This is a genomic window from Streptomyces sp. NBC_00483, assembly GCF_036013745.1.
GTDB lineage: Bacteria > Actinomycetota > Actinomycetes > Streptomycetales > Streptomycetaceae > Streptomyces.
In genome coordinates, this window is sequence record NZ_CP107880.1 from 9,398,400 (window position 1) to 9,420,766 (window position 22,367).

At 70.8% G+C, this 22,367-nt stretch carries 18 protein-coding genes; 10 read left to right on the forward strand and 8 right to left on the reverse strand.

What is annotated here, in order from left to right; genetic code table 11:
* Positions 1–9 precede the first annotated feature (9 nt).
* From OHA73_RS42025 to OHA73_RS42040, 4 genes are all read right to left on the reverse strand, one after another.
* Entirely contained in the window at positions 10–2,403 is a 2,394-nt protein-coding gene (locus OHA73_RS42025; protein ID WP_327657958.1) for a polysaccharide lyase 8 family protein, read from the reverse strand.
* A gap of 21 nt (positions 2,404–2,424) precedes the next feature.
* Positions 2,425–3,801, reverse strand: coding sequence for a M60 family metallopeptidase (locus OHA73_RS42030; RefSeq protein ID WP_327657959.1), 1,377 nt, complete (start codon positions 3,799–3,801; stop codon positions 2,425–2,427).
* A 201-nt stretch (positions 3,802–4,002) separates the two neighbouring features.
* A complete protein-coding gene (locus OHA73_RS42035) occupies positions 4,003–5,148 on the reverse strand; it encodes a LacI family DNA-binding transcriptional regulator (RefSeq protein ID WP_327657960.1) in 1,146 nt (381 codons plus the stop codon).
* Positions 5,149–5,228: 80 nt separating this feature from the next.
* Complete coding sequence (locus tag OHA73_RS42040; protein ID WP_443063243.1) at positions 5,229–6,215, reverse strand: hydroxyacid dehydrogenase; 987 nt, start codon at positions 6,213–6,215, stop codon at positions 5,229–5,231.
* Between the two features lie 346 nt (positions 6,216–6,561).
* Here OHA73_RS42040 and OHA73_RS42045 point away from each other — a divergent pair, with 346 nt between their 5' ends.
* The 7 genes from OHA73_RS42045 to OHA73_RS42075 all read left to right on the forward strand — a co-directional run bounded on the left by OHA73_RS42045 (position 6,562) and on the right by OHA73_RS42075 (position 14,825).
* Positions 6,562–7,521, forward strand: coding sequence for an ABC transporter permease (locus OHA73_RS42045; RefSeq protein ID WP_266724316.1), 960 nt, complete (start codon positions 6,562–6,564; stop codon positions 7,519–7,521).
* Between the two features lie 94 nt (positions 7,522–7,615).
* Positions 7,616–8,476 carry a carbohydrate ABC transporter permease gene (locus OHA73_RS42050; protein ID WP_266725733.1) on the forward strand — a complete coding sequence of 287 codons (861 nt, stop codon included), beginning with the start codon at positions 7,616–7,618 and terminating at the stop codon, positions 8,474–8,476.
* Between the two features lie 111 nt (positions 8,477–8,587).
* Positions 8,588–10,273, forward strand: coding sequence for an extracellular solute-binding protein (locus OHA73_RS42055; RefSeq protein ID WP_327657961.1), 1,686 nt, complete (start codon positions 8,588–8,590; stop codon positions 10,271–10,273).
* Positions 10,270–11,697: a M1 family metallopeptidase gene (locus tag OHA73_RS42060; protein ID WP_327657962.1), complete on the forward strand. Its 1,428-nt coding sequence runs from the start codon at positions 10,270–10,272 to the stop codon at positions 11,695–11,697. Before OHA73_RS42055 ends, OHA73_RS42060 begins: the two co-directional genes overlap by 4 nt.
* A 126-nt stretch (positions 11,698–11,823) precedes the next feature.
* On the forward strand, positions 11,824–14,040 hold the full coding sequence (locus OHA73_RS42065) for a galactose-binding domain-containing protein (RefSeq protein ID WP_327657963.1): 2,217 nt from the start codon (positions 11,824–11,826) through the stop codon (positions 14,038–14,040).
* A gap of 84 nt (positions 14,041–14,124) precedes the next feature.
* Positions 14,125–14,550, forward strand: a complete 426-nt coding sequence (locus OHA73_RS42070; RefSeq protein ID WP_443063182.1) for a MazG nucleotide pyrophosphohydrolase domain-containing protein — start codon at positions 14,125–14,127, stop codon at positions 14,548–14,550.
* Positions 14,551–14,600: 50 nt separating this feature from the next.
* The gene (locus OHA73_RS42075; RefSeq protein WP_327657964.1) at positions 14,601–14,825 is read left to right on the forward strand and encodes a hypothetical protein; all 225 of its coding nucleotides are present in this window, start codon (positions 14,601–14,603) and stop codon (positions 14,823–14,825) included.
* 3 nt (positions 14,826–14,828) lie between these two features.
* Here the strand turns inward: OHA73_RS42075 and thpR are convergent, their stop codons facing one another.
* The 3 genes from thpR to OHA73_RS42090 all read right to left on the reverse strand — a co-directional run bounded on the left by thpR (position 14,829) and on the right by OHA73_RS42090 (position 19,138).
* Positions 14,829–15,476 (reverse strand): RNA 2',3'-cyclic phosphodiesterase, encoded by a 648-nt coding sequence (gene thpR, locus OHA73_RS42080; protein WP_327657965.1) that lies wholly within the window; start codon positions 15,474–15,476, stop codon positions 14,829–14,831.
* Positions 15,477–15,488: 12 nt separating this feature from the next.
* Positions 15,489–18,149 (reverse strand): rifamycin-inactivating phosphotransferase, encoded by a 2,661-nt coding sequence (rph, locus tag OHA73_RS42085; protein ID WP_327657966.1) that lies wholly within the window; start codon positions 18,147–18,149, stop codon positions 15,489–15,491.
* A gap of 95 nt (positions 18,150–18,244) precedes the next feature.
* Complete coding sequence (locus OHA73_RS42090) at positions 18,245–19,138, reverse strand: LysR family transcriptional regulator (RefSeq protein WP_327657967.1); 894 nt, start codon at positions 19,136–19,138, stop codon at positions 18,245–18,247.
* 110 nt (positions 19,139–19,248) lie between these two features.
* Between OHA73_RS42090 and OHA73_RS42095 the strand changes: the two genes are divergently transcribed.
* Positions 19,249–20,007, forward strand: coding sequence for a sulfite exporter TauE/SafE family protein (locus OHA73_RS42095; protein ID WP_443063183.1), 759 nt, complete (start codon positions 19,249–19,251; stop codon positions 20,005–20,007).
* Between the two features lie 93 nt (positions 20,008–20,100).
* Positions 20,101–20,997, forward strand: a complete 897-nt coding sequence (locus OHA73_RS42100; RefSeq protein ID WP_327657969.1) for an MBL fold metallo-hydrolase — start codon at positions 20,101–20,103, stop codon at positions 20,995–20,997.
* Positions 20,998–21,039: 42 nt separating this feature from the next.
* Here OHA73_RS42100 and OHA73_RS42105 read toward each other — a convergent pair whose 3' ends face one another.
* Positions 21,040–21,486: a DUF1772 domain-containing protein gene (locus OHA73_RS42105; RefSeq protein WP_327657970.1), complete on the reverse strand. Its 447-nt coding sequence runs from the start codon at positions 21,484–21,486 to the stop codon at positions 21,040–21,042.
* A gap of 93 nt (positions 21,487–21,579) precedes the next feature.
* Here OHA73_RS42105 and OHA73_RS42110 point away from each other — a divergent pair, with 93 nt between their 5' ends.
* A complete protein-coding gene (locus OHA73_RS42110; RefSeq protein ID WP_327657971.1) occupies positions 21,580–22,158 on the forward strand; it encodes a TetR/AcrR family transcriptional regulator in 579 nt (192 codons plus the stop codon).
* Positions 22,159–22,367 lie beyond the last annotated feature (209 nt).

Here is a 22,367-nt window from a genome sequence, read left to right on the forward strand (position 1 = left end):
CGGGCTCCGCTACGCGAGGTCGGCGGTGTGCGTATGGCCGCGCGAGCCCGCGACGCGGACCGTGACCACCGGGCGACGGCCCGGCGTGACGGAGACCGTGTCGTCGGCGCGGACCACGTGGCGCACGGCGAAGGGGAGTTCGACGGACAGGGTGGTCCCGGTGCGGCCGGGGTCGGACACGGCGACGGTGATGCCGTCGTCCCGGCGGCGGACGAGCACGGTGCCCGGGCCGTCGGCGCGCAGCCCGTCGACGGATCCCGCCGCCCAGAAGTGCGCGGCGAGCAGGCCGAGCCGGGGTGATTCGACGGCCTGGACGGTCGCGTTGTTCGTGCGGACGCGCACCGGAGTGGAGCGGGACCACGTGGCGGTCGCGGCGGCCGTCGCGCCCGGGAGCAGGACGTAGGCGTAGGAAGCGGATTCGGGGGAGGGGCCGTGATCGAACCAGAGGGTGGCGTAGCGCCGGGTGACCGGGGTGGTGGAACCGCCGGTGTCCGCCCCGGTGTTGAGGGAGCGCCAGGCCCCGGTGCGTTCCTCGCGCAGTGCGCGCAGGGGGCCGCCGGCCGGGAAGACGTAGCCTCCCGTTCCCTCCAGGTGTACCCAGCGCGCGTCGGTGAGCCGCGCCGACCAGCCCTGCTCACCGGGCTGCGGGCGGTCGTCGACGGTGAGCCGGGGAGCGCCGTCGGCGTGCAGGTTCCGGTTCTCCACGACGGTCTCGACGGTGCGGCCGTCGCCCGCGGTGATGCCGGCGCCCAGCGCGACGACCGCGTTGTCGAGGAAGAACCACGCCTTCTTGGCGCGCAGCGTCGACCCGTCGGCGATCAGCTCCATCGCCGCCGCACCGTACTGGCCATCGAGCACCGCGCCGCCCGCGACCGCGTTCTTCGGGCGGAAGGTGTCGGTTCCCGGGGCGGTGCCGAGGTCGGCCCGTGTGCGGGTGTCCACGGTGGTTCCCGGCAGCCGGTAGGGGTTCACCGTCGGCCAGAAGTCGTCACCGAAGGCGTCGAGGTCGTCTCCGTCGTACAGGTACGTCATGCCGTCGCCGGTGTACCAGCCGTGCAGGTTCTCGCCGTTGCCCGCCTCGTACGCCGCGATGCGCTTGGAGGACATGGACAGGGTGCACGACCAACCGGGCCGCCGGTGCACGACCCGGTCCATGTCGGCGAACACGTGATGGCCGGTGACCCGCTCCGCGGGGCGCACCGCCGTATCCGCCAGCAGGGCCTTCGCGCGGGCCAGGGCGGGGACGCCGACAAGCCCCAGGTACGGGGTGTCCCGGTTGCGCAGGATCCAGCCCTTGACGGCCGAGCGCCAGCGGTCCGCGTACGACTGCGGTGCGCCGTCGGCCAGTTGGAGGATGTACGAGGCGGTGGCCGCCCCGTCCGTGTGGTCGCGGGCGCGTTCGCGCGAGATGGCGCGGCCACGCAGCGCGTCCATCATCACGCCGTCGAGGAGCACGGGCACGAAGGAGCGCTCGACCGCCTCGTACAGCACCGTCACCGCCGGGTCGGTGACGGACCACTGGGAGTCGGCGAGCAGCGCGATCAGCTGGCCCGCGCTGCCGAGCAGGACGCCGCCGTAGGTACCGGTGTAGGCGACCGAGGAGTGCTGGACGAAGGAGCCGTCCTCGTAGAAGCCGTCGCCCGAGGTGACGTACTGGAAGAGGCTGTTCTTGCCGTCGTCGCGCACGTCCGAGAGACCGTCGCGGGCCAGCGCGACGACGTCCGGATCGCCGGCGAGCAGGCCGCGCAGGGCGACGATGACGGCCTTGTCCGCCCGGTTGGCGCCCGTCTCCGCCAGCGTGGGGGAGTTGGTGCGCCGGTCCGCGTCGGGGACGAACTTGGCGACGGTCTTGAGGTAAGCGGACAGATCCTCGGCGGGGAGGTGGGCGCGCAGCAGCACACAGGTGTCGAGCAGCGCACGCGGTGCGCCTATCTCCCAGAACCACCAGTTGCCCGATTCGGAGCGCGAGTCGTTGTAGCCGGCGGTGCGCAGGAAACGCAGGGCGTCGAGAAGCGCCTCGCGCACGCTGGTGTCGTCGGTGAGGGAGGTGCCGGGGGTCGCCCAAGCCGTGGTGATGGTGCGCAGCCGTGTGTAGCTCTGGCCGAACATGCCCGGATCGGAGGCCGGGGCCAGATCGGACCACAGGGCCTTGCGTCCCGCGGAGCGGTCGAGCTTCTGCCACCAGTCGGCGGCCTGCTTGTCCAGGGCGGCCAGCGCGGCGGCGACATCCGGGTCATCCGGGTCGACCTCGCCGCCGGTGAGCTGCTGGGCCGCCCGCGCGAGCAGCGGCTCGTAGGGGTCCTCGGCCGCGGCGGCCGACATGGCGCCGAGACCGAGGGGAAGTGTCGTCGCCACGGCGCCCGTTCCCATGAGGGCGAGGGTGCGTCGTCTGGTCAGCTGCATGGTCGGTGTTCGCCCTTCGGTTCAGTCGGTCAGCGTGGCCGGGTCGACGGACGGCTTCGGCAGCCCGAGCGCGGCGAGTTCCGCGCGCCCCTGCGCGTCGATCGGGAAGGCCCAAGTGGTGACGAAGAAGTCGGTGAGATCGCGCTCCGCGACGCGGCTCGCGTAGAGGGCGAGGGCCCGGTAGCGCCCTGCGGAGTCCGAGGAGTCCGACTGCGGGTTCTCCTCGCGCACCAGCCGGTGAAGCCGCGGCCAGAACGAGTCGCCGAACGCCAGCTCCAACTGCCGCAGCGGAACCAGCTTCTCGTACGCCCCGAAGGACTTCTCGTACGTGAGCCCGTCCGTGCCGAACTTGGCGCGGGCCGACTGGAAGGGGTTGAGCCCCGTCGCCGGGTCGGCGGTCAGCAGATTGGACGGCTGCCCCAGGGCTCGCTGCACGGCCAGGGAGTAGATGTTCACGGTGACCTCGGTCATCGCGGCGGGCTTGTACGCGAACTGCTGATGCAGATGGCCGAGTTCGTGGTAGAGCCCCCAGCCACGGGTGCGCAGCCCCTGCACCGTCGTGGCCCGGTCGAGGTACGCGCGCGGGAAGCCGTTGTAGCCGTGGGTGGCGTACGCGCCGACGCCGGACGGCACCACCGACACCTCGGTGAAGTGGTAGCCGCCCGCCTTGGGCCGGTGCACGGGCTTGGAGCCGTCGAGACCGCTGATCGCCGACTCCGCGTCGATGATCTGCTCAAGGAGGCGCAGCAGCTCCGCGTGGCTCTCGTCGCGGTACAGCAGGGCGCCCTCGCGGGACAGCGTCACGATGGAGCGCGGGCCGTGCAGTTCCACGACCGGCACGTCCGTCAAGGTGTCCAACTGGCTCTGGAAGTCGGCCTCTTCGGTGCTTCCGAGGGTGAAGACCGGCATGGGTGTGCTGCCGCTCTTGAACGCCACCGTGGCTCTCTCCCAGTTGCCCTCCAGGGAGAAGTAGACGGGGCCGCCGTGCGGGTCGGTGACCGTGTTGGCGCCGGCCTTGAGCGGGTAGCTCCGCGGAGCGGTCAGGGTGGCGTAGTAGTCCCACCGGCCGATCCACACGGTGGGCAGTACGCCGTCGTTGGGCTGCACGTCCAGGCGCAGCGGGATGCCCGCCGCGACATGGCGGCCCGTCGGCTGGAACTCGGAGGCGCGCAGGGCCTGTCCGAGGCGCAGCCGTTCGGCCTCGGCCGACGGGCGGGCGGTCAGCCGCGCGGTCGTGGAGGTGGCGGCCTGCGCGGAGCCCGTGCCGAGGGTGAGCGCGAGGCCGCCGGCGGCTCCGGCACCGGCCAGCGCGGTGAGCACCGTGCGCCGCCCGGGCCCGGGGCGCGCGTCGGGGTGGCCAGCGGCGTGGACGTGGGAGGACGTGTCGGCAGGGCGCATGCAGGGACTCCCCAGGAGACGAAGGACGTCGGAAGGATGAGCGGGACGTGGTGCGTGCGAACTGGGCGCCAGCATGTAAGCGTTTGCTGCCGGGTGGCAAGGTGCTGGAGCGATTTTCTGCTCGTTACTACGCCAAGAAGCCCTGAACCGAGCAGGATTGCGCAACCGGGCGGGGTGCTGTGGTACTGCGAAGGCCGTGGCTCAGGCCTGCCGACGGCTCCCGCTGCTCCCGCTGCTCCCGCGGCCACGCGCCGCCGCCGGGGGAGCCACGGAGTCACGGACCACGATGTGCGTGCCCAGGCGCAGCGTGCCGATCGTGGGGGCGCGCCAGTCGTCCTCGTCCCCGCCGTTCAGGGCGACCCGCACGGCCTGTCGGCCCATCTCCTCCAGCGGGATGCGGACCGTGGTCAGGCGCGGCCGCAGTTCCTGGGCCACCGGAATGTCGTCGTAGCCGACCAGCGACACGTCCTCCGGTACCCGAAGCCCGGCCTCCTCCAGCGCCTGCGCGGCCCCGGCGGCGACGATGTCGTTGGCCGCGAAGACCGCCGTGAACTCCGGCCCGTCCCGCAGCAGTTCGCTCATGCGCCGGTAGCCGAAGGACCGGCCGAAGGCGCCCGGCTGCTCCAGCTCGGGGACCCGGTCGATGCCGCGCAGCTCGAGCGCGCGCCGGTGCCCGGCGAGCCGGTCGCGCGCCGTCGACAGCGCGGGCGGGCCGCCCAGGTAGAGGATCCGCCGGTGCCCCCGGGTGATCAGATGGTCGGTGATGGCGAACGCGCCGCCCTCGTTGTCGTACTCCACGTCCACCGTGGGCACACCCTCGCCAAGAGAGGGGCGCCCGCACAGCACGAGCTTGGCGCCGTCCGCGGCCAACTCATGGGCTCTGCGCGAGAGTTCCGCGCGGTAGTCGGGATCGTCGACGCTCCCGCCGACCAGCACCACCGCGTCCGCCCGCCGCTCGTGCATCAGCTCGATGAAGGCCAGCTCGCGCTGGGGATCGCCCTGCGTGCAGCACACCAGGCACAGCCGGTCGCCCGCGGTCGCCTCGCGTTCGACGCCGCGCGCGATGTACGCGTAGAACGGGTCGATCAGTTCGCTCACGATGATGCCGACCGTGCGCCCCGAACTGCCGGCGAGGGCGCGGGCGTGGGCGTTGGCCACGTAACCCAGCTCGCGCGCCGCCGCTTCGACGCGCTCGCGGGTGGCCGCGGCGACCGGGTAGTTGCGGTTCATCACGCGGGAGACGGTGGCCGTGGAGACCCCGGCGTGCTTGGCGACGTCGACCACCGTCGCGCGGCGCCGCTCCCGGTGACCGGAGCCGCCGGGCGCCGTCGATCGTTGCCGGGCCATCCGGCCCACCCCCTGGTGATCCTGCCGTGCCGTCGCTGCTCCGCCCGCCCCAGAGCTTATGCCGTGCGGGGTGGGCCCGGTCACGCGATGTGCTCCAAGTCGTCGAGGCGGACGGGGTGGTCGAGCGGAGCGCCGTGCGCGTACCGGGTGAGCTCGTCGACGGCGAGCGCGCCGAGCCGCCCCACCTCGTTGCCCTGGGCGCCCGCCATGTGCGGCGTGATGAGGACGTTGGGCAGGTCCCACAGCGGATGGTCGGCGGGCAGTGGCTCCGGGTCCGTCACATCGAGCACGGCGTCGATCCGCCCGCTGACCAGGTGCTCGACCAGGGCCTCCGTGTCCACGAGGGGCCCGCGCGCGGTGTTGACCAGCAGGGTGCCGGGACGCAACAGGTCCAGGCGGCGGGCGTCGAGCAGCTGCCGGGTCTCGTCGGTGTCGGGCGCGTGCAGGGTGACCACGTCGCTCGCGGTGAGCAGGGTGTCCAGGTCGGTGCGGGTGACGCCGAGCAGGACGGCCTCGGTGTCCTCGATGTACGGGTCGTACAGGAGGACCTCGACGTCGAGCGAGCGCAGCAGCCGCACCACCCGGCGGCCGACGTGCGAGGCGCCGACGACCCCGACGGTGAGGCCGCGGGTGCCGAGCCAGTGGTGCCGGTCCAGGTCGGCATCGGTGCGGTGGGTGCGCCTTGTGCGGAAGAGATGGGCGAGCGGGAAGGCCCGCTTGGCGCCCATGATGATCGCCGCGAGGGTGAACTCGGCGACCGGCACGGCATTGGCGGCGGCGGCCGACGACACCGCGATACCGCGCTCGTAGGCCTCCCGCCCCAGGAACGGCTTGACGGTGCCGGCCGCGTGGATGACCGCGCGCAGCCGGGGCGCGCCGTCGAGCACGGTGGTGTCGATGGGCGGGCAGCCCCAGCCGGTGAGCAGCACCTCGCACTCGGCGAGCGCGGCGCGCGCCTGTGGGCTGGTGAACTCGCGCAGGACGTGCGGCGGCCGGATGTCGGCCGTGTCCTCGAGCCGGACCCGTACGGCGGGTGGGAAGACGTCGTCGACGACCGAGGAGTGCATCGCCAGAACCGTACGGGGCCGCCGCGGGGGCGGTGTGGTGCCGATGGCCGAAGCCTCGGCCCCGGTCGACACCTCGTCAGTGGTACGCACCCTGCCTCCGGACAGTAAACGTGTTCTATCAGGTGACCGCACGCTAAGGACACTGCCGTACGACCGTCAACCCAAAAGCCAGACCCAGTCAGTGAGTTGGCAGGTCAGAGACTCAAATCCCGCGCAGAACGCTCGTATTGGAGGGCCATCGACATGCAGCGCTTGCCCGGATCTATTGACGGCAGGGTTAAACGCTTACTAACTTGCCGCCGCAGTAACGCAGTTCTTGCGTCACCCGGCCGAACAGGACCGCCCCATGACTGCTTCCGCGCCACCCTCAGCCGTGCCCGGCACCATCCGCAGAACCCTGTGGCAGCGCGTCAAGCGCGACAAGGTGATGCTGCTGCTCTGCCTGCCCGGCTTCCTGTACTTCGTGGTGTTCCACTACGTGCCGCTGCTCGGCTACATGGTGGCCTTCCAGGACTACCAGCCCTATCTGGGCTACATGCACAGCGCCTGGACCGGCTTCGCCAACTTCGCGAGCGCCTTCGCCGACCCCGACTTCTGGTCGGCGACCGCGAACACGCTGGAGATCGCGCTCGTCCAACTGGTCCTGTTCTTCCCGGTGCCGATCGGGCTCGCGATGCTGCTCAGCAGCATCGTCAGCGACAAGCTGCGGCGCTTCGTGCAGAGCGTCGTCTACCTGCCGCACTTCATCGGCTGGGTCATCATCGTCTCGATCTTCCAGCAGATCCTCGGTGGCGCGGGGGCGGTCCCGGACCTGCTGGAAGCGGTCGGCCTGCCGCACTACGACATGATGACCGACCCGAATGCCTTCCCCTGGCTGCTCGCGCTGCAGGTCATGTGGAAGGACGCCGGCTGGGGCACCATCATCATCCTCGCCGCGCTCCTGAACATCGACCGCGGCCTGTACGAGGCGGCTGCCATGGACGGCGCCGCGCGCCGGCGCCGGTTCTGGCACGTGACGCTGCCCGGCCTCGCCCCGGTGCTCGTACTGCTGCTGATCCTCAACCTCGGCAACATTCTCACGGTCGGTTTCGAACAGATCCTGCTGCAGCGCGACGCCGTCGGCCCGGGCGCCGGCGAAGTGCTCGATACCTACGTCTACTTCCACGGCATCAAGGACAACCAGTGGGGCACCGCGGCCGCCGTCGGTCTGGTGAAGGCGGTCATCGGCACGGCCCTGGTCATCGGCGCCAACAAGTTCGCCCACCGGCTCGGACATGAAGGGGTGTACAGAGGTGCTGACCGCTGAGACGACCGCGGTGGGGACGCGCCGCAAGGCCACGCCCGCCGCACCGGACGCCGGACCCGGCGAACTCCGTCCTTCGGGGGCCCGCCCGCCCTGGATGGAGCGCCCCACCAGGGTGGGACTCGCCCTCAAGGGCCTCGCCCTGGTCGTCGTCGTGGCCCTCGTCGCGTACCCGCTGCTCGGTGTGATCGGGACGAGCTTCGCCTCGCAGACCGACATCATCCACGCCAACGGGCTCGTCCTGTGGCCCGACCACCCCAACCTCGACGCCTACCGCACGGCCTTCACCGGGGGCCGGGTCACCCGCGCCCTGTTCGTGAGCATCGCGGTCACCCTCGCGGGCACCGTCTGCAGCCTGCTCGCCACCATCGGCATGGCGTACGGCCTGTCGCGGCGCGGCATCGTCGGAGGCCGCTTCCTGCTGATGACCGCCCTGTTCACGATGCTGTTCAACGCGGGCGTCATCCCCAACTTCCTGCTGGTCAAGGAGCTCGGCCTCTACAACACCTTCGCCGCCCTGGTCCTGCCCACCATGGTCAGCGCCTTCAACCTCGTGGTGATGCGGGCGTTCTTCATGAACCTGCCGGAGGAGCTGTACGACGCCGCGAAGGTCGACGGCGCGGGCGACTTCCGCACCCTGATACAGGTCGTGCTGCCCCTGTCGAAGGCGGTCATCGCCGTCGTCGGCCTCTTCTACGCGGTCGCCTACTGGAACGCGTACTTCAACGCCCTGCTCTACCTCGGCGACAACGACAAGTGGCCGCTGCCCATGGTGCTGCGCACCTTCATCCTCCAGGGACAGAACCTCGACACCGCCGCGGCCGGTGAGGCGATAGCCCCGCAGCAGGCCGTGCAGATGGCCGTGCTCGTGATCGCGGTCGTGCCGATCCTGCTCGTCTACCCGTTCCTCCAGCGCTACTTCACCAAGGGCGTCCTCACCGGCGCCGTCAAGGGCTGAGAAGGCCCTGGGGCTGTCGTCGAACTCCCGTCTGCGCCGCGACCCCAGGTCCCGCACACCGGCCGCCACGCCCCGACTTCCGTGTGCCCCTTCACGTTGAGGAGACTTCGCATGCCCGGCACCACGACCATGAACCGCCGCACCATGCTCCGCTGGGGTGTCGGCGCCGGGCTCGGCGTCGCCGCCGCGCCCCTGCTCGCCGCGTGCGGCGACGGCGGCACGGCCGCCAAGGCGGAGGCCAAGAGCGCCAAGCTGCTGCCGGCCACGGCCATCCGCAACATCGGCATCGAGGCCGACCTGCCCGGCACCGTCGCGGGCGTGCCCGCCGCGTTCCTGAAGTACCCCACCGAGATGGCCCGGGCCACCAAGGGCACCTCGCTCAAGGGAGCCAAGAAGATCACCGCGGTGACCGAGACCTTCGCCCCGCTGCCCCCGGAGCGCGGCAAGAACGTCGCCTGGCGGGAGATAGAGAAGCTGCTGGGCACCAAGGTCGACTTCACGGCGGTGCCGGCCGACGACTACCCGGCGAAGTTCTCCACGATGGTCGCCGGTGACCAGCTGCCCGACATCTTCATGTACCCGGAGACCGGCGGCGTCGACAACAAGGCGGCCTTCCTCGCCTCCACGTGCGCGGACCTCACCCCGCACCTCGCCGGAGGCAAGGTCAAGAAGTACCCCAACCTGGCGGCGATCCCCGAGTACGCCTGGAAGGAGGCCATCTTCGGCGGGAAGCTCTACGGCATCCCGATCGCCAGGTCCGGCAGCGGCGGCGCCGGCTTCTACCGCGCGGACCTGTTCAAGCAGGCGGGCGTGGACAGCCTCGACGAGATCGACAGCCTGGAGCGGCTCGTCGAGCTGGCCAAGGAGCTGACCGACACCAAGAAGAAGCAGTACTTCTTCGCGGGCAGTGGCACGAACCTGCTCGCCATGTCGGCCGGCGCCCAGTACTTCTGGACGCACGACACCAAGTCCGGCAAGTGGACGTACCAGTTGGAGGACGAGGCCTACCGGCACGCCGTCGAGACGGCCGCCAAGCTGTACAAGGCGGGCTGCTTCTACCCCGGCACCGTACAGATGTCGGGCGCCCAGAAGGCGCAGTACACCGACCTGTTCAAGAACGGCAAGGCCGCGTACGTGTACGACGGCATGCCCTCCTACCTCACCACCGGCACCGGGTACGTCGACGCGATGAGTGCCATCGACAAGTCCTTCGACGTCCGCCCGATGGTGCCGGTCGGCAAGGACGCGGTCGCCTGGAGCGACAACCCCTCCCTGGAGAACTGCCACATCACCAAGGCGAGCCGGGGCCGGGTCGAGGAGATCCTGCGGCTCGCCGACTTCGCCGCCGCGCCCTTCGGCTCGCTCGAGTACACCCTCATGAACTACGGCGTCGAGGGCACCGACTACAAGCGCGACAAGCACGGCACGCCCGTCCTCACCAAGCAGGGCACGCAGGACGTGACCGTGCCCTGGACCAAGCTGGCCTCGGCCGCTCCCGCCTTCTTCAGCGCCACACACCCCGAGGCGGCCCGCTACGCCCACGAGGCGTACACGAAGCTCATTCCGATGCTCGCCGAGGACCCCACGCGGGGCTACACCTCTCCCACCTGGGACTCCAAGGGGCTCGGCAGCCTGTACACGATCCACCTCGACGGCGTGAAGGACCTCGTCACCGGGCGCAAGCCGCTCTCGTCGTACGACGCCCTGGTCAAGAAGTGGCGCAACGCGGGCGGCGACAAGTGCCGCGCCGAGTTCAAGCAGGCCGCCGAGCAGGGCGGGAAGAAGGGGGCCAAGTGAGCACCAGCAGACGCACGTTCCTCACCGCCGCGACCGGAGCGGCGGTCGCCGTCCCCCTGTTCGGCGCCCCGGCGTACGCCGCGGGCTTCGACCCCCGACCCGGCTCCGACGGCGTCGGCGACCCGCTGTTCCCGACCCTCGGCAACGGCGGCTACCAGGTCGACCACTACGACCTCACCTTCGACTTCACCCCGGGCACCTACGACTTCACGGCCTCGGTGACCCTGCGCGCCCGAGCCACGCACGACCTGTCGGCCTTCAACCTCGACACGGACGGACACACCATCGACTCCGTCACGGTCGAAGGACGGCAGGCACGCACCGCCCTCACCCTCGGCCAGTCCGGCCAGGAGCTGACCGTCACCCCGGCCGCACCGATCCACAAGGGCGCCCCGTTCACGACCACCGTCCGCTACCACGGCAACGGCAAGGCGCCACGGGCCGGGCTCACCGGATGGCGCTTCGGGACGGACGGCGGATTCGCCTCGGCCGTGCAGTCCTCGCGCGCGGACACGTTCCTGCCGTGCAACGACACCCCGTCCGACAAGGCCACCTGGGCCTTCCACATCACCGCGCCCAAGGGCTACATCGCGGCGGCCAACGGCGAGTTGACCGGCAAGGACCACCGCGGCGACGGCTCCACCGTGTGGCACTTCGCGCTGCGCGAGCGGATGCCCACGGAGCTGCTCGGTATCGCCGTGGTCAAGGGCACGTACCTGTATGGCAGTTCGCACACCGGGCTGCGTCTGCGGCACATCGTCCCGCAGGGCCGCGAGGACTTCTACGCGCCGATCGTCTCCCGCACGCCGGACCATCTCGCGTGGCTGGAGGCGAAGTTCGGCCCGTACCCGTTCTCCGTCTACGGCGTCCACATCTACGACGGGTACACCGACGCCCTCGAGAACACGACGCTCACCCTGATGGGCACCAACTGGTTCAAGGACGACGCGGCCGGCCACCCCACGTACGAGAACACCATGGTCCACGAGCTGACCCACCAGTGGTTCGGCGACAGTGTCACCCCGCACGACTGGCAGCAGGCCTGGCTCAACGAGGGGCCCGCGGTGTACTACGCGGCCCTGTACAGCGAGGAGCGGGGGTGGTCGCGGATGGTCGACAAGATGCAGGCCACGTACGAGAAGCTGGACGCGATACGTGTGACGGACGGGCCGCCCGGGCTGCCCAAGGCGCTCGGCGGCACGAATATCTACGACGGCGGCGCGCTCGTGCTGTACGCGCTGCGACTCCGTGTGGGGCAGGGGAAGTTCGACCGGGTGATGGGGTTGTGGCCGCGGCGCTTCCGGGACCGGACCGTCACCAGCGAGGACTTCATCCGGCACGCGGTGGATGTGACGGGGGAGCGGGGCATTGATCCGTTCCTGCGGGAGTGGTTGTTCGGGGCGAAGAATCCGCCGATGGCCTGATTTTAAGCCCCTCCGGCGATTGAGGAGCGGGGTCCGGGGCGAAGCCCCGGGGCGTCGGAGCGCAATTGCCAGAGGGATCACGAGGGGCCCACTACTCACTTCACCTGAACGAGAGGAAGGCACCGCATGAGATCGGCCATCCGCGCCACCATGATGGCGTTACTGTCCGCCGCGGCGATGGGGCTCACGCTCTTGCCGGCACCCCGCGCGACCGCAGCCGACACGGCGGTCCTGTACGCCGCGCCCCACGGCTCTGGTACGGCCTGCACCATCACCCGCCCCTGCTCGCTCGACGGTGCCCGTGACGCCGCGCGGGCCCTCGCCGGACGAAGTGTCCGTGTCGAACTGGCCGGTGGCACCTACGCGTTGAGCCACCCGCTCGAACTCGGCGCCAAGGACTCCGGTGTCACCTGGGCCGCCGCGCCCGGTGCCCGGCCCGTGCTCTCCGGAGGGCGCGCGATCACCGACTGGTCCGCCAATGCCGACGGCACTTGGACGGCGCCGGTGCCGGAAGGTGTCATGCCGCGACAGCTCTTCGTCGACGGCGTACGGGCCGTCCGCGCGCGCGGCGACTCCTGCGCCGCCTCCGTGTGCGACGCCACCAAGACGGGCATGACCGGCGCCTCACGCACCGGCATCGACCGGTGGGAGCGGCCCACCGACGCCGAGGCCGTCATCCGGGTGCGCTGGCGCAACTACCACTGCCGGATCGCCTCGGTCAGCGGCGACCTCATGACGTTCGCCCAGCCCTGCTGGACCAACTCCTCCTCCGGCACCGACCGCACCGGACCTGCCTGGGACACCACCACCGTCGACTCCAGCCGCTACGCGAAGGTGTCCTACTTCGAGAACGCCCGCGAACTCCTCGACAAGCCGGGCGAGTTCGCGTGGGATTCCGCTGCGCGGACCGTCACGTACCTGCCCCGCGAGGGCGAGAATCCGCGCCGATTCCAGGCGATCACCCCCGCCACGGAAGGGCTCGTGAACGTCGACGGCGCCCACGACGTCCGCCTCACCGGCATCGGCTTCGCGTACGCCGCCTACCGGCAGCCCGACACCGACGAGGGCTACGCGGGCACCCAGGCCGGACTGACACTCACCGGAGCCACCGGTCCCGTCGACCACGCCGGCCGTCACTACACCAAGCCCGCGGCCGCGCTCACCGTCCGAGGCGGCCGTGACGTGGTCGTCGACGACGCCGACTTCACCCGGCTCGGCGGCGCCGGAGTCGTCTTCGAGCAGGGCACCCAGGACTCCACCCTCACCCGCTCCCGCTTCACCGACCTGTCCTCCGGCGCCGCCTACATCGGCAACACGGAGCCCCGGCCGACCGCCGAACTCACCGGCGCCCGCAACTCGGTGTCGTACAACACCGTCCGTCGCACCGGCGTCGAGTACACGGACGCCGTCGGCATCTGGGCGGGCTACGAGGCGGGCACCGTCATCGACCACAACACCCTCGACGACCTGCCCTACTCCGGCATCTCCGTCGGCTGGGGCTGGAACCAGCCCGAGGTCCAGAAGTCCGTCCTGCGCGACAACCGCATCACGAACAACCGGATCACCAACGCCATGCGCGTCTCCTACGACCAGCACGACGGTGGCGCCATCTACACGCAGGGCGCCCAGCCCGGGACCGTGATCTCCGGGAACTACCTCAACCGGAGCGCGTACGGGAACACCGAGCGCGACGGCAACGGCATCTACCTCGACGAACAGTCCAGCCACATCACCGTCACCCGCAACGTCCTGACCCGGCTCGGCTACAAGTGGGTCTCCAACTGGGCGGACTACGGCATCGACAACCACGCCACCGGCAACTGGACCGACACCGACGCCCCCGCCCTCGGAGGCACCGGTTCGACCCTGACCGCCAACCACACCAAGCTCGACCGACTGCCCGCCGAGGCGCTGAAGGTGGCCGGGTCGGCCGGCGCGGACCCCCACGGCCGTGTCGAACAGCTCCGCCGCGACCTGGCCCGCACCGGCACCGCCACGCAGTCCTCCACGGACGGCACCGCCACCGCGGCGCGCGCGACCGACGGCGACACCTCCACCGACACCCGTACACAGTCAGAGCCGGGCGCCTGGTGGCAGGTCGACCTCGGCGCCGTCCGGCACATCGGCCAGGTAGAGGTCTGGAACGACGCGTCGACGACAACGGCCGACTTCGACGTACAGCTCGCGAGCTCGGCCGACTTCTCCGACGCGACGACCGCACACATCACGGGCAAGGCCCTGCGCCCCACACTCATCGACACCGACGAGGAGGCACGCTACGTCCGTATCAAGCTGAAGGGCGCCGGCAGGGTGGGTCTCAGTCACGTGTTGGTGCATCCCTGACGGGGACGCGAACGCGTACGCGGGTGGGCGGCCACGGGCCATGCCCCGCTCACCCGCGGACCCGGAAGCGCTTAGGGTCGACGTATGGATCACGAACCCATGCGCAGTGTCGCCGAGTTCCGCGAGACGTTCGACGGTTCGGCCGCGGCCGAGCGTCCTGAACTGGCGGAACACCGGCGGACGTTGCTCACCGAAGAGGCCCGCGAAGCCGCCGAGGCCCTGACCGACCTCGCGAGCGCCCTGCGGGCCGGCGACGATCCGGGCACCGCGTACAGGGCGTTGGCCAAGGAGCTGGCCGATGTCCTCTACGTCACATACGGCGCCGCCGACGCGCTGGGGATCGACCTGCCCGCGGTCTTCGCCGAGGTCCACCGGTCCAACATGAGCAAGCTCGACGCGGACGGCCGGGTCCTGCGCCGGGACGACGGCAAGGTGCTCAAGGGACCCGGGTACCGGCCCCCGGTCCTCGACCACGTCGTCGCATGGCCGCCGGCCAGATCCTCGGTATGACCGAACAACCCCCGCCCAGCCACTGAACTTCCGCCTCATAGACTGGCCCGGTGACGGACAACACCTGCACCCACTGCGGCACCGGCGGCCTGGAAGACGGATTCATCGAGGACGCCGGGGAGCACTCGCGTGGCTACGCGCGCTGGATCGAAGGCGCGCTGGAGAAGGGCCTCTTCGGCGGCGCCAAGCGGCTCGGCCGGCCCCGCCGACGGATCGAGGCGCTGCGCTGCCCTAAGTGCGGGCACCTCGAACTGTTCGCCATCGACAAGGCGTAGTCCTCAGATCCCGGCGGGCTCCCCGGCACCGCCGCCGAGCTCCCACGACGCGATGTCCTGATAGCGCCTCGGCGCAGGGGCGTTCCCGGGGGTGCTGCCGACCAGGTGGAGGCGGAAGGGGCGCCAGCGGCGGCCGATGAAGGTGTCGAGAGCCTCGGCAGCCTCCGGGACGGACGTGGTGTCGTGGCGGCGGGCGCGCGCCAGCGTCAGGTGGGGGCGCAGTGGACGCTCCGGGAAGTCGACCCCGCAGGCCCTGACCTGTTTCCGGACCGCTTCGGACAGCAGATGCAGACAGTCCAGGTCACCCTCCAGGCCGCTCCACAGGACGCGCGCGTCGAAGTGGCCACCGCCCCGCAGCGCCAGCTCGGGGGAGGGGTGGCCGGCTGCGAGGCCGGCAAGCGGCTGCCGGAGCTGCTGAACGGTTGTCAGGGACTGCTCGCCGAGGAACGCCAGTGTGATGTGCCAGTCCTCGATGCGGTTCTGCCGCAGGCGGGGGTGCGTGGCGTAGACCGGGCGCAGAGCGAGCGCCAGTTCGTCCTTCGCGTCGTCGGGCGGGGCGAGGGCGATGAACGCGCGCAGGGTCGCGGCGGGCTCGGGCGTTTCGGTCACGTGTGCCTTCGTGTCGGTCTCGGTCGATGGTCTGCAGGGCATGATCGCTCCCGGTCACTCCAGGATCTCGACGTACCCGTCCGCCCCGTGCACACGGATCCGCTGGCCGTCCCGGATCAGCCGGGTGGCACTGTCCACGCCGACGACCGCCGGCAGGCCGTACTCCCTCGCGATCACCGCGCCGTGCGTCATCAGCCCGCCCACCTCCGTGACAAGCCCCGCGACGGCGACGAACAGCGGCGACCAACTCGGATCCGTGTACGCCGTGACCAGGATGTCGCCCGCCTCGAGATCGGCCTCCGCCATGTCGAGGACGACGCGCGCCCGCCCCTCCACCGTCCCGGCGGACACCGGCAGACCGATCAGCGCGCCGTCCGGCACGTCCTCGCGCCGGTACGTTCCGCGGACGGCCTCGCCGTCCGAGGTGAGCACGCGCGGCGGGGTGAGCGACTGGTACGTACGGAAGTCGTCCCTGCGCTCCTGGATGAGCCGGCCGTCCGCCCGGTTCGTGCGCACGACGTCATGGAGTTCCTGGAACGTCAGGTAGTAGATGTCTTCGGTGTCATCGAGCACACCGGCCCGCACCAGGCGCCCCGCCTCCTCCAACAGCGCCCGCTTGTAGACGAAGTAGCGGCGGATGATGCCGTACTTGGGGTACTCGCGGTATCCGATGAAGGTGCGGACGCGCTCGATCATCCGCCGGGTCTCGTCGGCCTTTGCGTCCCCGTCCGTGTCCCCATCCCCATGCCTGTCTTCGTCCGCAGGCAGGGCGCGCAGGCGTGCCAGCACGTCCGCTTCCTTCTGGCGTGCCTTCTCAAGCCCCTCCTCGAACCGCCGCGCCGCGGCGCCCGGTTCGAAGTTCCGTACGTTGTCGAGGATCACCGGCACGAGTGTGGTGGGGCGTTCGCGCCAGCGCGGCCGCGTGATGTCGATCTCGCCGACGCAGCGCATCCCGTACCGGTCCAGGTAGGCCTCGATGGCGGCGCGCGCCTCGGGTCCGCCGGTGCGCTTCGTCAGCTCGTCGAGGAAGGTGTCGTCCGCGAGCTGCCCCGTGTCCTGGAGGAAGGCCAGCACCTCCGGTAGCGGGCGGATCACATCCGCGACGTCGAGCAGGGCGAGGCCCATCTCCGACGTGATGTTGCCGGGGGCGGACAGCGTGAGCGTGTCAGCGGCGTTCTTCTCGCCGAGCCACTCGTACAGCTTGTCGTTGAGCCACCACGTGGCCTCCATGCCCGCCATGATCGCCTGCATGCTCAGTCGGTCGCCGAGGGCCCGCTTGTGCTCCTCGAAGGCGTCGAGCAGAAAGTCGAAGAGGGCAGGACCGGTCTTCGTCCGGATGTCGCGCTCCAGGGCGGCGATGGACTCCCGGCTGCGCTCGATCAGTCCGGTGACGATGGCCGGGTCGGTCTCGATGGGGGCGGGCGGGCCGCCGCCGGCCGGTGGCGTGGCGGGGGCCGGGTCGGGGAGTGTCGGGACGAAGTCGCCGCGGTCGAGGACGGTTTCGAGGGCGTCCCTGATCAGCGGGTCGCCTCGGCCCACGATGTCGAGGAGGCCCGCGCGGCTCGTGGGCGCGGCCAGGCGCCGGGTGGCGTCGACGAACAGCCGCCCGCCGGCCTCGTGCATCGGCGCCATCGCCGTGTGCTGCCACACGGAGATGCCCAGCGGCCTCATCGCGTCGGTCATCATCTGCTGATGGCCGACGGAGAGGTAGACGTGATTGTCCTGGTCATCGCGCTCGGGGACCGGGAACAGCGTCGTGATCGGCCGACTCTGCACGATCTGGAACTCGGCGTCGGTGCCGGGATCGGTGTCGACCAGGCACCATTCGATGTCCTGCGGCCGGCCGAAGTGTGCCTCGATACGGCGCCCGAGCCCGACGAGTCGTACGACCTGCGCATCGGTCAGCGCCGGCTGCTCCTGCCGCCGCGCGTCGACCGTCACTTCCTCCGTGCCACCGCCCGGGACCGCGTACACGGCACGCTGCTTGGCGGCGATGGTCCGCTCGACGACCTCGCCGTTCCGCACCCGGAAGACATCCGGGTTCACCAGGCCGGAGACCAGGGCCTCGCCGAGGCCGAAGCCGGCGTCCACGGTGGCCACCTTGCGGTTGCCCGTGACCGGGTCCGCCGTGAACAGGACGCCGGACGATTCCGGGCGGGCCATCCGCTGCACGACCACGGCCATGTCGACCGTGCGGTGGTCGATGCCGGCCCGCTGACGGTAGGTCACGGCCCGCTCGGAGAACAGCGAGGCCCAGCACCGGCCGATGTGCTCCAGGATCGCCCCCGACCCGACGATATTCAGGTACGTGTCCTGCTGGCCTGCGAAGGAGGCCGTCGGCAGGTCCTCGGCCGTCGCGCTGGAGCGGACGGCGCAGGCGGCACCTTCACCCAGGTCCGCGAGCGCGTGGCCGATCCCGGCCGCGAGGTCCTCCGGAACACCGAGCCCCTCGACGATCCGGCGGAGCTCCGCGCTGAGCGTACGGATCGCCTCCCGGTCGTCCGGATCCGTGCGCGACAGCTGCTCCAGCCGCTCGTCGATTGTCGGCGCGTCCGCCATCACCCGCCGGAACGCACGAGTCGTCACGCAGAAACCGGCCGGAACCCGGACACCCTCGATCCGCGCAAGCCCGCCCAGGTGTGCGCCCTTGCCGCCGACGAGCGCGATGTCCGTCTCGTCGACCTCCTGAAGCCCCACCACATACTGCTCGCTCACTGCGCTGCCTCCCGGGCGGCCATGCCTGATAGTTGATGGCTCACTACGAATCTATGAATCTACGGATCTGCGGATTGCCGATGGCCGACTACGGATTATGACTCCAACGCCGCTCGCCGCAGATGCTCGGCCAGCGCCTCCGCCGCCGGAGACGCGGCGCCGTCCTGCGCACCCCAGGCCAGCAGATGACGCCGATGTGCCCACGAGTCCTGCAACTCGCATACGTCGAGGGGGTGTCGTGGGTCGATCGCGCGCCGCGGCACGACGGCGAGCCCGGCGCCCGCGGCGGCCAGGGAGACGAGGACGCTCAGGTCGGCGACGGTGGTGCGGTGGCGCACCACCGGGGCGTTCGGCCCGAGCCGCTTCTCGATCCAGCGGCGCAGCGAGGAGCCGGCGTCGAGGCCGACGAGCGGGTGCTCGGCGACCTCGCTGTACGTCAGTGAGGTCCGCCCGCCGAGGACCCCTCCCGCCTGGCCGATCACGACGAGGGAGTCGTCGCCCAGGGGTTCCATGCGCAGTCCGCTGTCACCGGCCTCGTCGTCGATGACGACCCCCAGGTCCGCGTCGCCGTCGGCGAGCCGTCGTATGGTCCGTGGTGTGCGGCTCTCGGACACGGTGACGTCGGTGTCCGGATGGGCGCGCAGGAACGGGACCAGGGCGGCCGGTACGAGCCGGTGCATCGCGGATCCGCCGCCCAGCAGGGTGAGTTGGGCGTTCGGGGACCGGGTGTAGCTCGCGACGGCGCTGTCGAGGCGCGCGGTCCTGTCGAGTACGTCGCGTGCGTGGCGGGACAGCGTCGCTCCCGCGGGCGTGGGCCGTACGCCCCGGCGGCCGCGGATCAACAGCGCCACCCCGGCGTGGTGTTCCAGCGAGCGCACCCGGGCGCTGGCCGAGGGCAGGCTCAGGTGCATGCGCCGGGCGCCCGCCGTGATCGAGCCCTCCGTGACGATGTGGAGGAAGAGCCGCAGGTCGTCCAGGTCGTAGCGCACCGGCCCAGGGTAGGGCACCGCGCAAGGAACAGCCTTAGGGACAGCCTTAGGCAGGGAACGTCGATTCCGCATTGTGGCGCCGATCGTCGGCGGGTGATGCTCTGCGGGTGATGGAGCCTTTTCTTGTCCTGTTGGCCGGCGTCGCCGCCGGAGCCCTGAACGCCGTCGGCGGCGGCGGAACCTTTGTGGCGCTGCCCGCACTCGTCGCGGTCGGACTGCCACCGGTGGTCGCGAACGCGGTGTCGCGCGTCGCGCTTGTGCCCGGCGCGGTCACCAGCGCGTGGGTCTACCGGCGCGAACTCGCCCCCGTAGGGCCCACGTCCACCAAGGCGCTGACGGCGACCAGCGTGGCGGGCGGCGCCGTCGGCGCGGGTCTCCTGCTGGTGCTTCCGGCTGCCTCCTTCGAGGCCGCGGTGCCGTGGCTGCTCGCGTTCGCGACGCTGGTCCTGGCCTTCGGACGGCACCTTTCGAGTGCGTTGACCCGTGTGCTGGGGCGCCCGGTCGGCATGAGCGGGCGCGCCGCGCTGATCGGACAGTTCTTCCTCGGTGTGTACGGCGGTTACTTCGGCGGAGCCGTAGGCATCCTGATGCTGGCGCTGTGGGGCATCGGCTTCGGTCTCGACGCCGCGGCCGGCAACCCGATGCGGGTGACCCAGCTCGCGGCCATGTACCTCAGCGCGACCGTGCTCTTCCTGCTGGCCTCGGGCGCGCTGTCCGCTCCGCTGCTCCTCACGGCCATGCTGGTCGGCGCGGTGGCGGGCGGTTTCGCAGGGGCCCACCTGGCGCGCCGCCTCTCTGCCCGGCTGCTGCGGGGCGTCCTGTTGGCGACGGCCGTGACCACGACCGTGCTGTATTTCCTGCGTGGCTGACCACATTTCTTGCGGGGTCGACCAAGCGGGCAGGGGAGCAGCGGGGAGGTGCCTTATGGCGGTCCCGTCCGCGGTTCGATAGAAACGGTAACCATGGAACCCCGCCCCACCGGATACATCCCCGAGGCGTACGGCGCGGTCACCGTGCTCGTCGGTGCCCGCAACGGCGCCTATCCGGGCGCCAATTCACTGCTCGTACGCGGTACGAGCGCCTCGCTGGTCGTCGATCCTTCGCTGTCGCTCGTCGATGACGCGCCGCCCGCGGACCTGGTCCTCGTGAGCCACGCCCATGAGGACCACATCGCCGGCCTCGGAAGCTACGAGGTGCCGGTGCACGTGCACCGCGGCGACCTCGACGCGCTGCGCTCGCGTGCGGCCCTCGTCTCCGCGCTCGGACTGCCCCCGGACACGGTCGACGCCGTCGACGCGGCGATGCGGGACGAGTTCCACGTGGAGGGCTGCCCGGATGCGCAGGCGTTCAAGGACGGCACCGTGTTCGACCTGGGAGGGCGGACGGTGACCGTCGTCCACCTGCCCGGGCACACCGCGGGCCACAGCGGATTCCTGGTCGAACCGGACGGCTTCCTGTTCGTCGCGGACATCGACCTCACCTCTTTCGGTCCGTACTACGGCGACGTGGGCAGCAGCCTCGTCGACTTCGAGGCGTCGATGCGGCGGTGTGCGGAGATCGACGCCCGCTGGTACGGCACCGCCCACCAGAAGGGTGTGGTCGAGGGAGCGGCCGAGTTCCGCCGCCGGCTCGACGCCTACGCCGGCGTGGTGGAGAAGCGGGACGCCGAACTTCTTGCCTTCCTGAGCGAACCGCACACACCGGACGAGATCGCCGACCACCGGCTGGTGTACCGGCCGCATGTCGAAGGGGCGCACATCCGGCCCGTGGAACTGCGCACGGCGCGGCGGCACTTGGACCATCTGATGGGGCAGGGGCGGGTCGAAGAAGTGGAGGCCGGGCGCTTCCGCGCCGCGTAGGGACACGGTACGGAGGGGAATTCCCGGCCGGCGCCCACGAACTCAGACCAGCGCCGTGACCAGCACGGCGAACGCGGCGACGATGACGGCGACGCGGACGTAGTGGTAGCGGTCCCAGCGGCTCATCTGCTGCTTCCAGTCCGCGGGCCGGTTCTCGGCGGTCCACGTCTTGCCCTGGTTGTTGATCGGGACGAGCAGCAGGAGCGACATGACGATGCTGACGACGAGCAGTGCGCCGGCTGTGATGAGCAGGCCCGTGCCACCGTCGCCCCACGCGGCGACGGCCCAGATCGCGATGAGGACGAGCGATCCGAAGTACCAGAACGGCATCAGGGCGCCGAGCATCCGGCCCCCGTGCGAGCGGGCCTGCTGGTTGGCGTCGTCGGGGAGGCCGCTGAAGATCGGATTCATGACGAAGGCGACGGAGAACTCCACCCCCACCATCACGCCGAGAACCACGGTGGTGAAGACCTCAAGTGCGTCGAGCATGGTGACCCCTCCTGAGCTATCTAGCGGCGCTAGATGATGGGGCAACGCTAGCCCTACTGCCGCTCGATTGTCTAGCGATGCTAGGATCTGCTCATGTCGGTACAGGAACGCAAGGAGCGCGAACGCGCGAGCCGCGAGCGCCTCATCGTGGCGACGGCCCGCGAACTCGCCGAGCAGCAGGGCTGGGACGCGGTCACGACCCGCAAGTTGGCCGAGCGCATCGAGTACAGCCAGCCCGTCCTCTACAGCCACTTCCGGGGCAAGCGCGAGATCATCGGCGCCGTGGCCCTCGACGGTGCCGGCGAGCTGGCCACGGCGCTGCGCGCCGCGACCGCCGCGGTGGAGGGGTCGCGTGCCCGGGTCACCGCCCTCGCCCGCGCCTATCTCGACTTCGCCGAGAAGAACCCCGCGGTCTACGACGCCGTGTTCCGGCTCGACGGGGGCCTGGCGTTCGCGCGCGAGGACACCCCGGAACCGCTGAAGGAGGGCTTCGCCGCGCTGATGGAGACGCTCGGTGAGGTCGCGGGGGACGGGGTCCACCCGGGGCTTTTCACCGAGGTGTTCTGGGCCTCCCTGCACGGCCTCGCGACCCTGTCGAGGGCGGGCCGGCTGCCGCCGGAGTACGTCGAGCAGCGGCTGGAGCTGCTGGTGGATCGGCTGCCCGTGGTGTGAGGCACCCGGGCAGCGGATTCACTTGAGGACGGCCTCACTTGAGGAGTGCAGGACGACGCGGCCGGTCGGCCGGTCCACCCTGACAGCTTGCCGAACAACGTGCCCACGGTGTGAAGGCGGCCGGGGAGTCCGGTGCAGTTCGTCAACCCGGTGCCGAGCGGCGGAACATGGCGGATCGTGGCTCGTTACGTCCATTGAGACCGGCTGCG

Bases quoted from the DNA above. Each gene is read 5' to 3' on its own strand.
- OHA73_RS42025 (WP_327657958.1), bottom strand. From the start codon at position 2,403: ATGCAGCTGACCAGACGACGCACCCTCGCCCTCATGGGAACGGGCGCC.
- OHA73_RS42030 (WP_327657959.1), bottom strand. From the start codon at position 3,801: ATGCGCCCTGCCGACACGTCCTCCCACGTCCACGCCGCTGGCCACCCC.
- OHA73_RS42035 (WP_327657960.1), bottom strand. From the start codon at position 5,148: ATGGCCCGGCAACGATCGACGGCGCCCGGCGGCTCCGGTCACCGGGAG.
- OHA73_RS42040 (WP_443063243.1), bottom strand. From the start codon at position 6,215: ATGCACTCCTCGGTCGTCGACGACGTCTTCCCACCCGCCGTACGGGTC.
- OHA73_RS42045 (WP_266724316.1), top strand. From the start codon at position 6,562: ATGACTGCTTCCGCGCCACCCTCAGCCGTGCCCGGCACCATCCGCAGA.
- OHA73_RS42050 (WP_266725733.1), top strand. From the start codon at position 7,616: ATGGAGCGCCCCACCAGGGTGGGACTCGCCCTCAAGGGCCTCGCCCTG.
- OHA73_RS42055 (WP_327657961.1), top strand. From the start codon at position 8,588: ATGCCCGGCACCACGACCATGAACCGCCGCACCATGCTCCGCTGGGGT.
- OHA73_RS42065 (WP_327657963.1), top strand. From the start codon at position 11,824: ATGAGATCGGCCATCCGCGCCACCATGATGGCGTTACTGTCCGCCGCG.
- OHA73_RS42070 (WP_443063182.1), top strand. From the start codon at position 14,125: ATGGATCACGAACCCATGCGCAGTGTCGCCGAGTTCCGCGAGACGTTC.
- thpR (WP_327657965.1), bottom strand. From the start codon at position 15,476: ATGCCCTGCAGACCATCGACCGAGACCGACACGAAGGCACACGTGACC.
- OHA73_RS42095 (WP_443063183.1), top strand. From the start codon at position 19,249: ATGGAGCCTTTTCTTGTCCTGTTGGCCGGCGTCGCCGCCGGAGCCCTG.
- OHA73_RS42100 (WP_327657969.1), top strand. From the start codon at position 20,101: ATGGAACCCCGCCCCACCGGATACATCCCCGAGGCGTACGGCGCGGTC.
- OHA73_RS42105 (WP_327657970.1), bottom strand. From the start codon at position 21,486: ATGCTCGACGCACTTGAGGTCTTCACCACCGTGGTTCTCGGCGTGATG.
- OHA73_RS42110 (WP_327657971.1), top strand. From the start codon at position 21,580: ATGTCGGTACAGGAACGCAAGGAGCGCGAACGCGCGAGCCGCGAGCGC.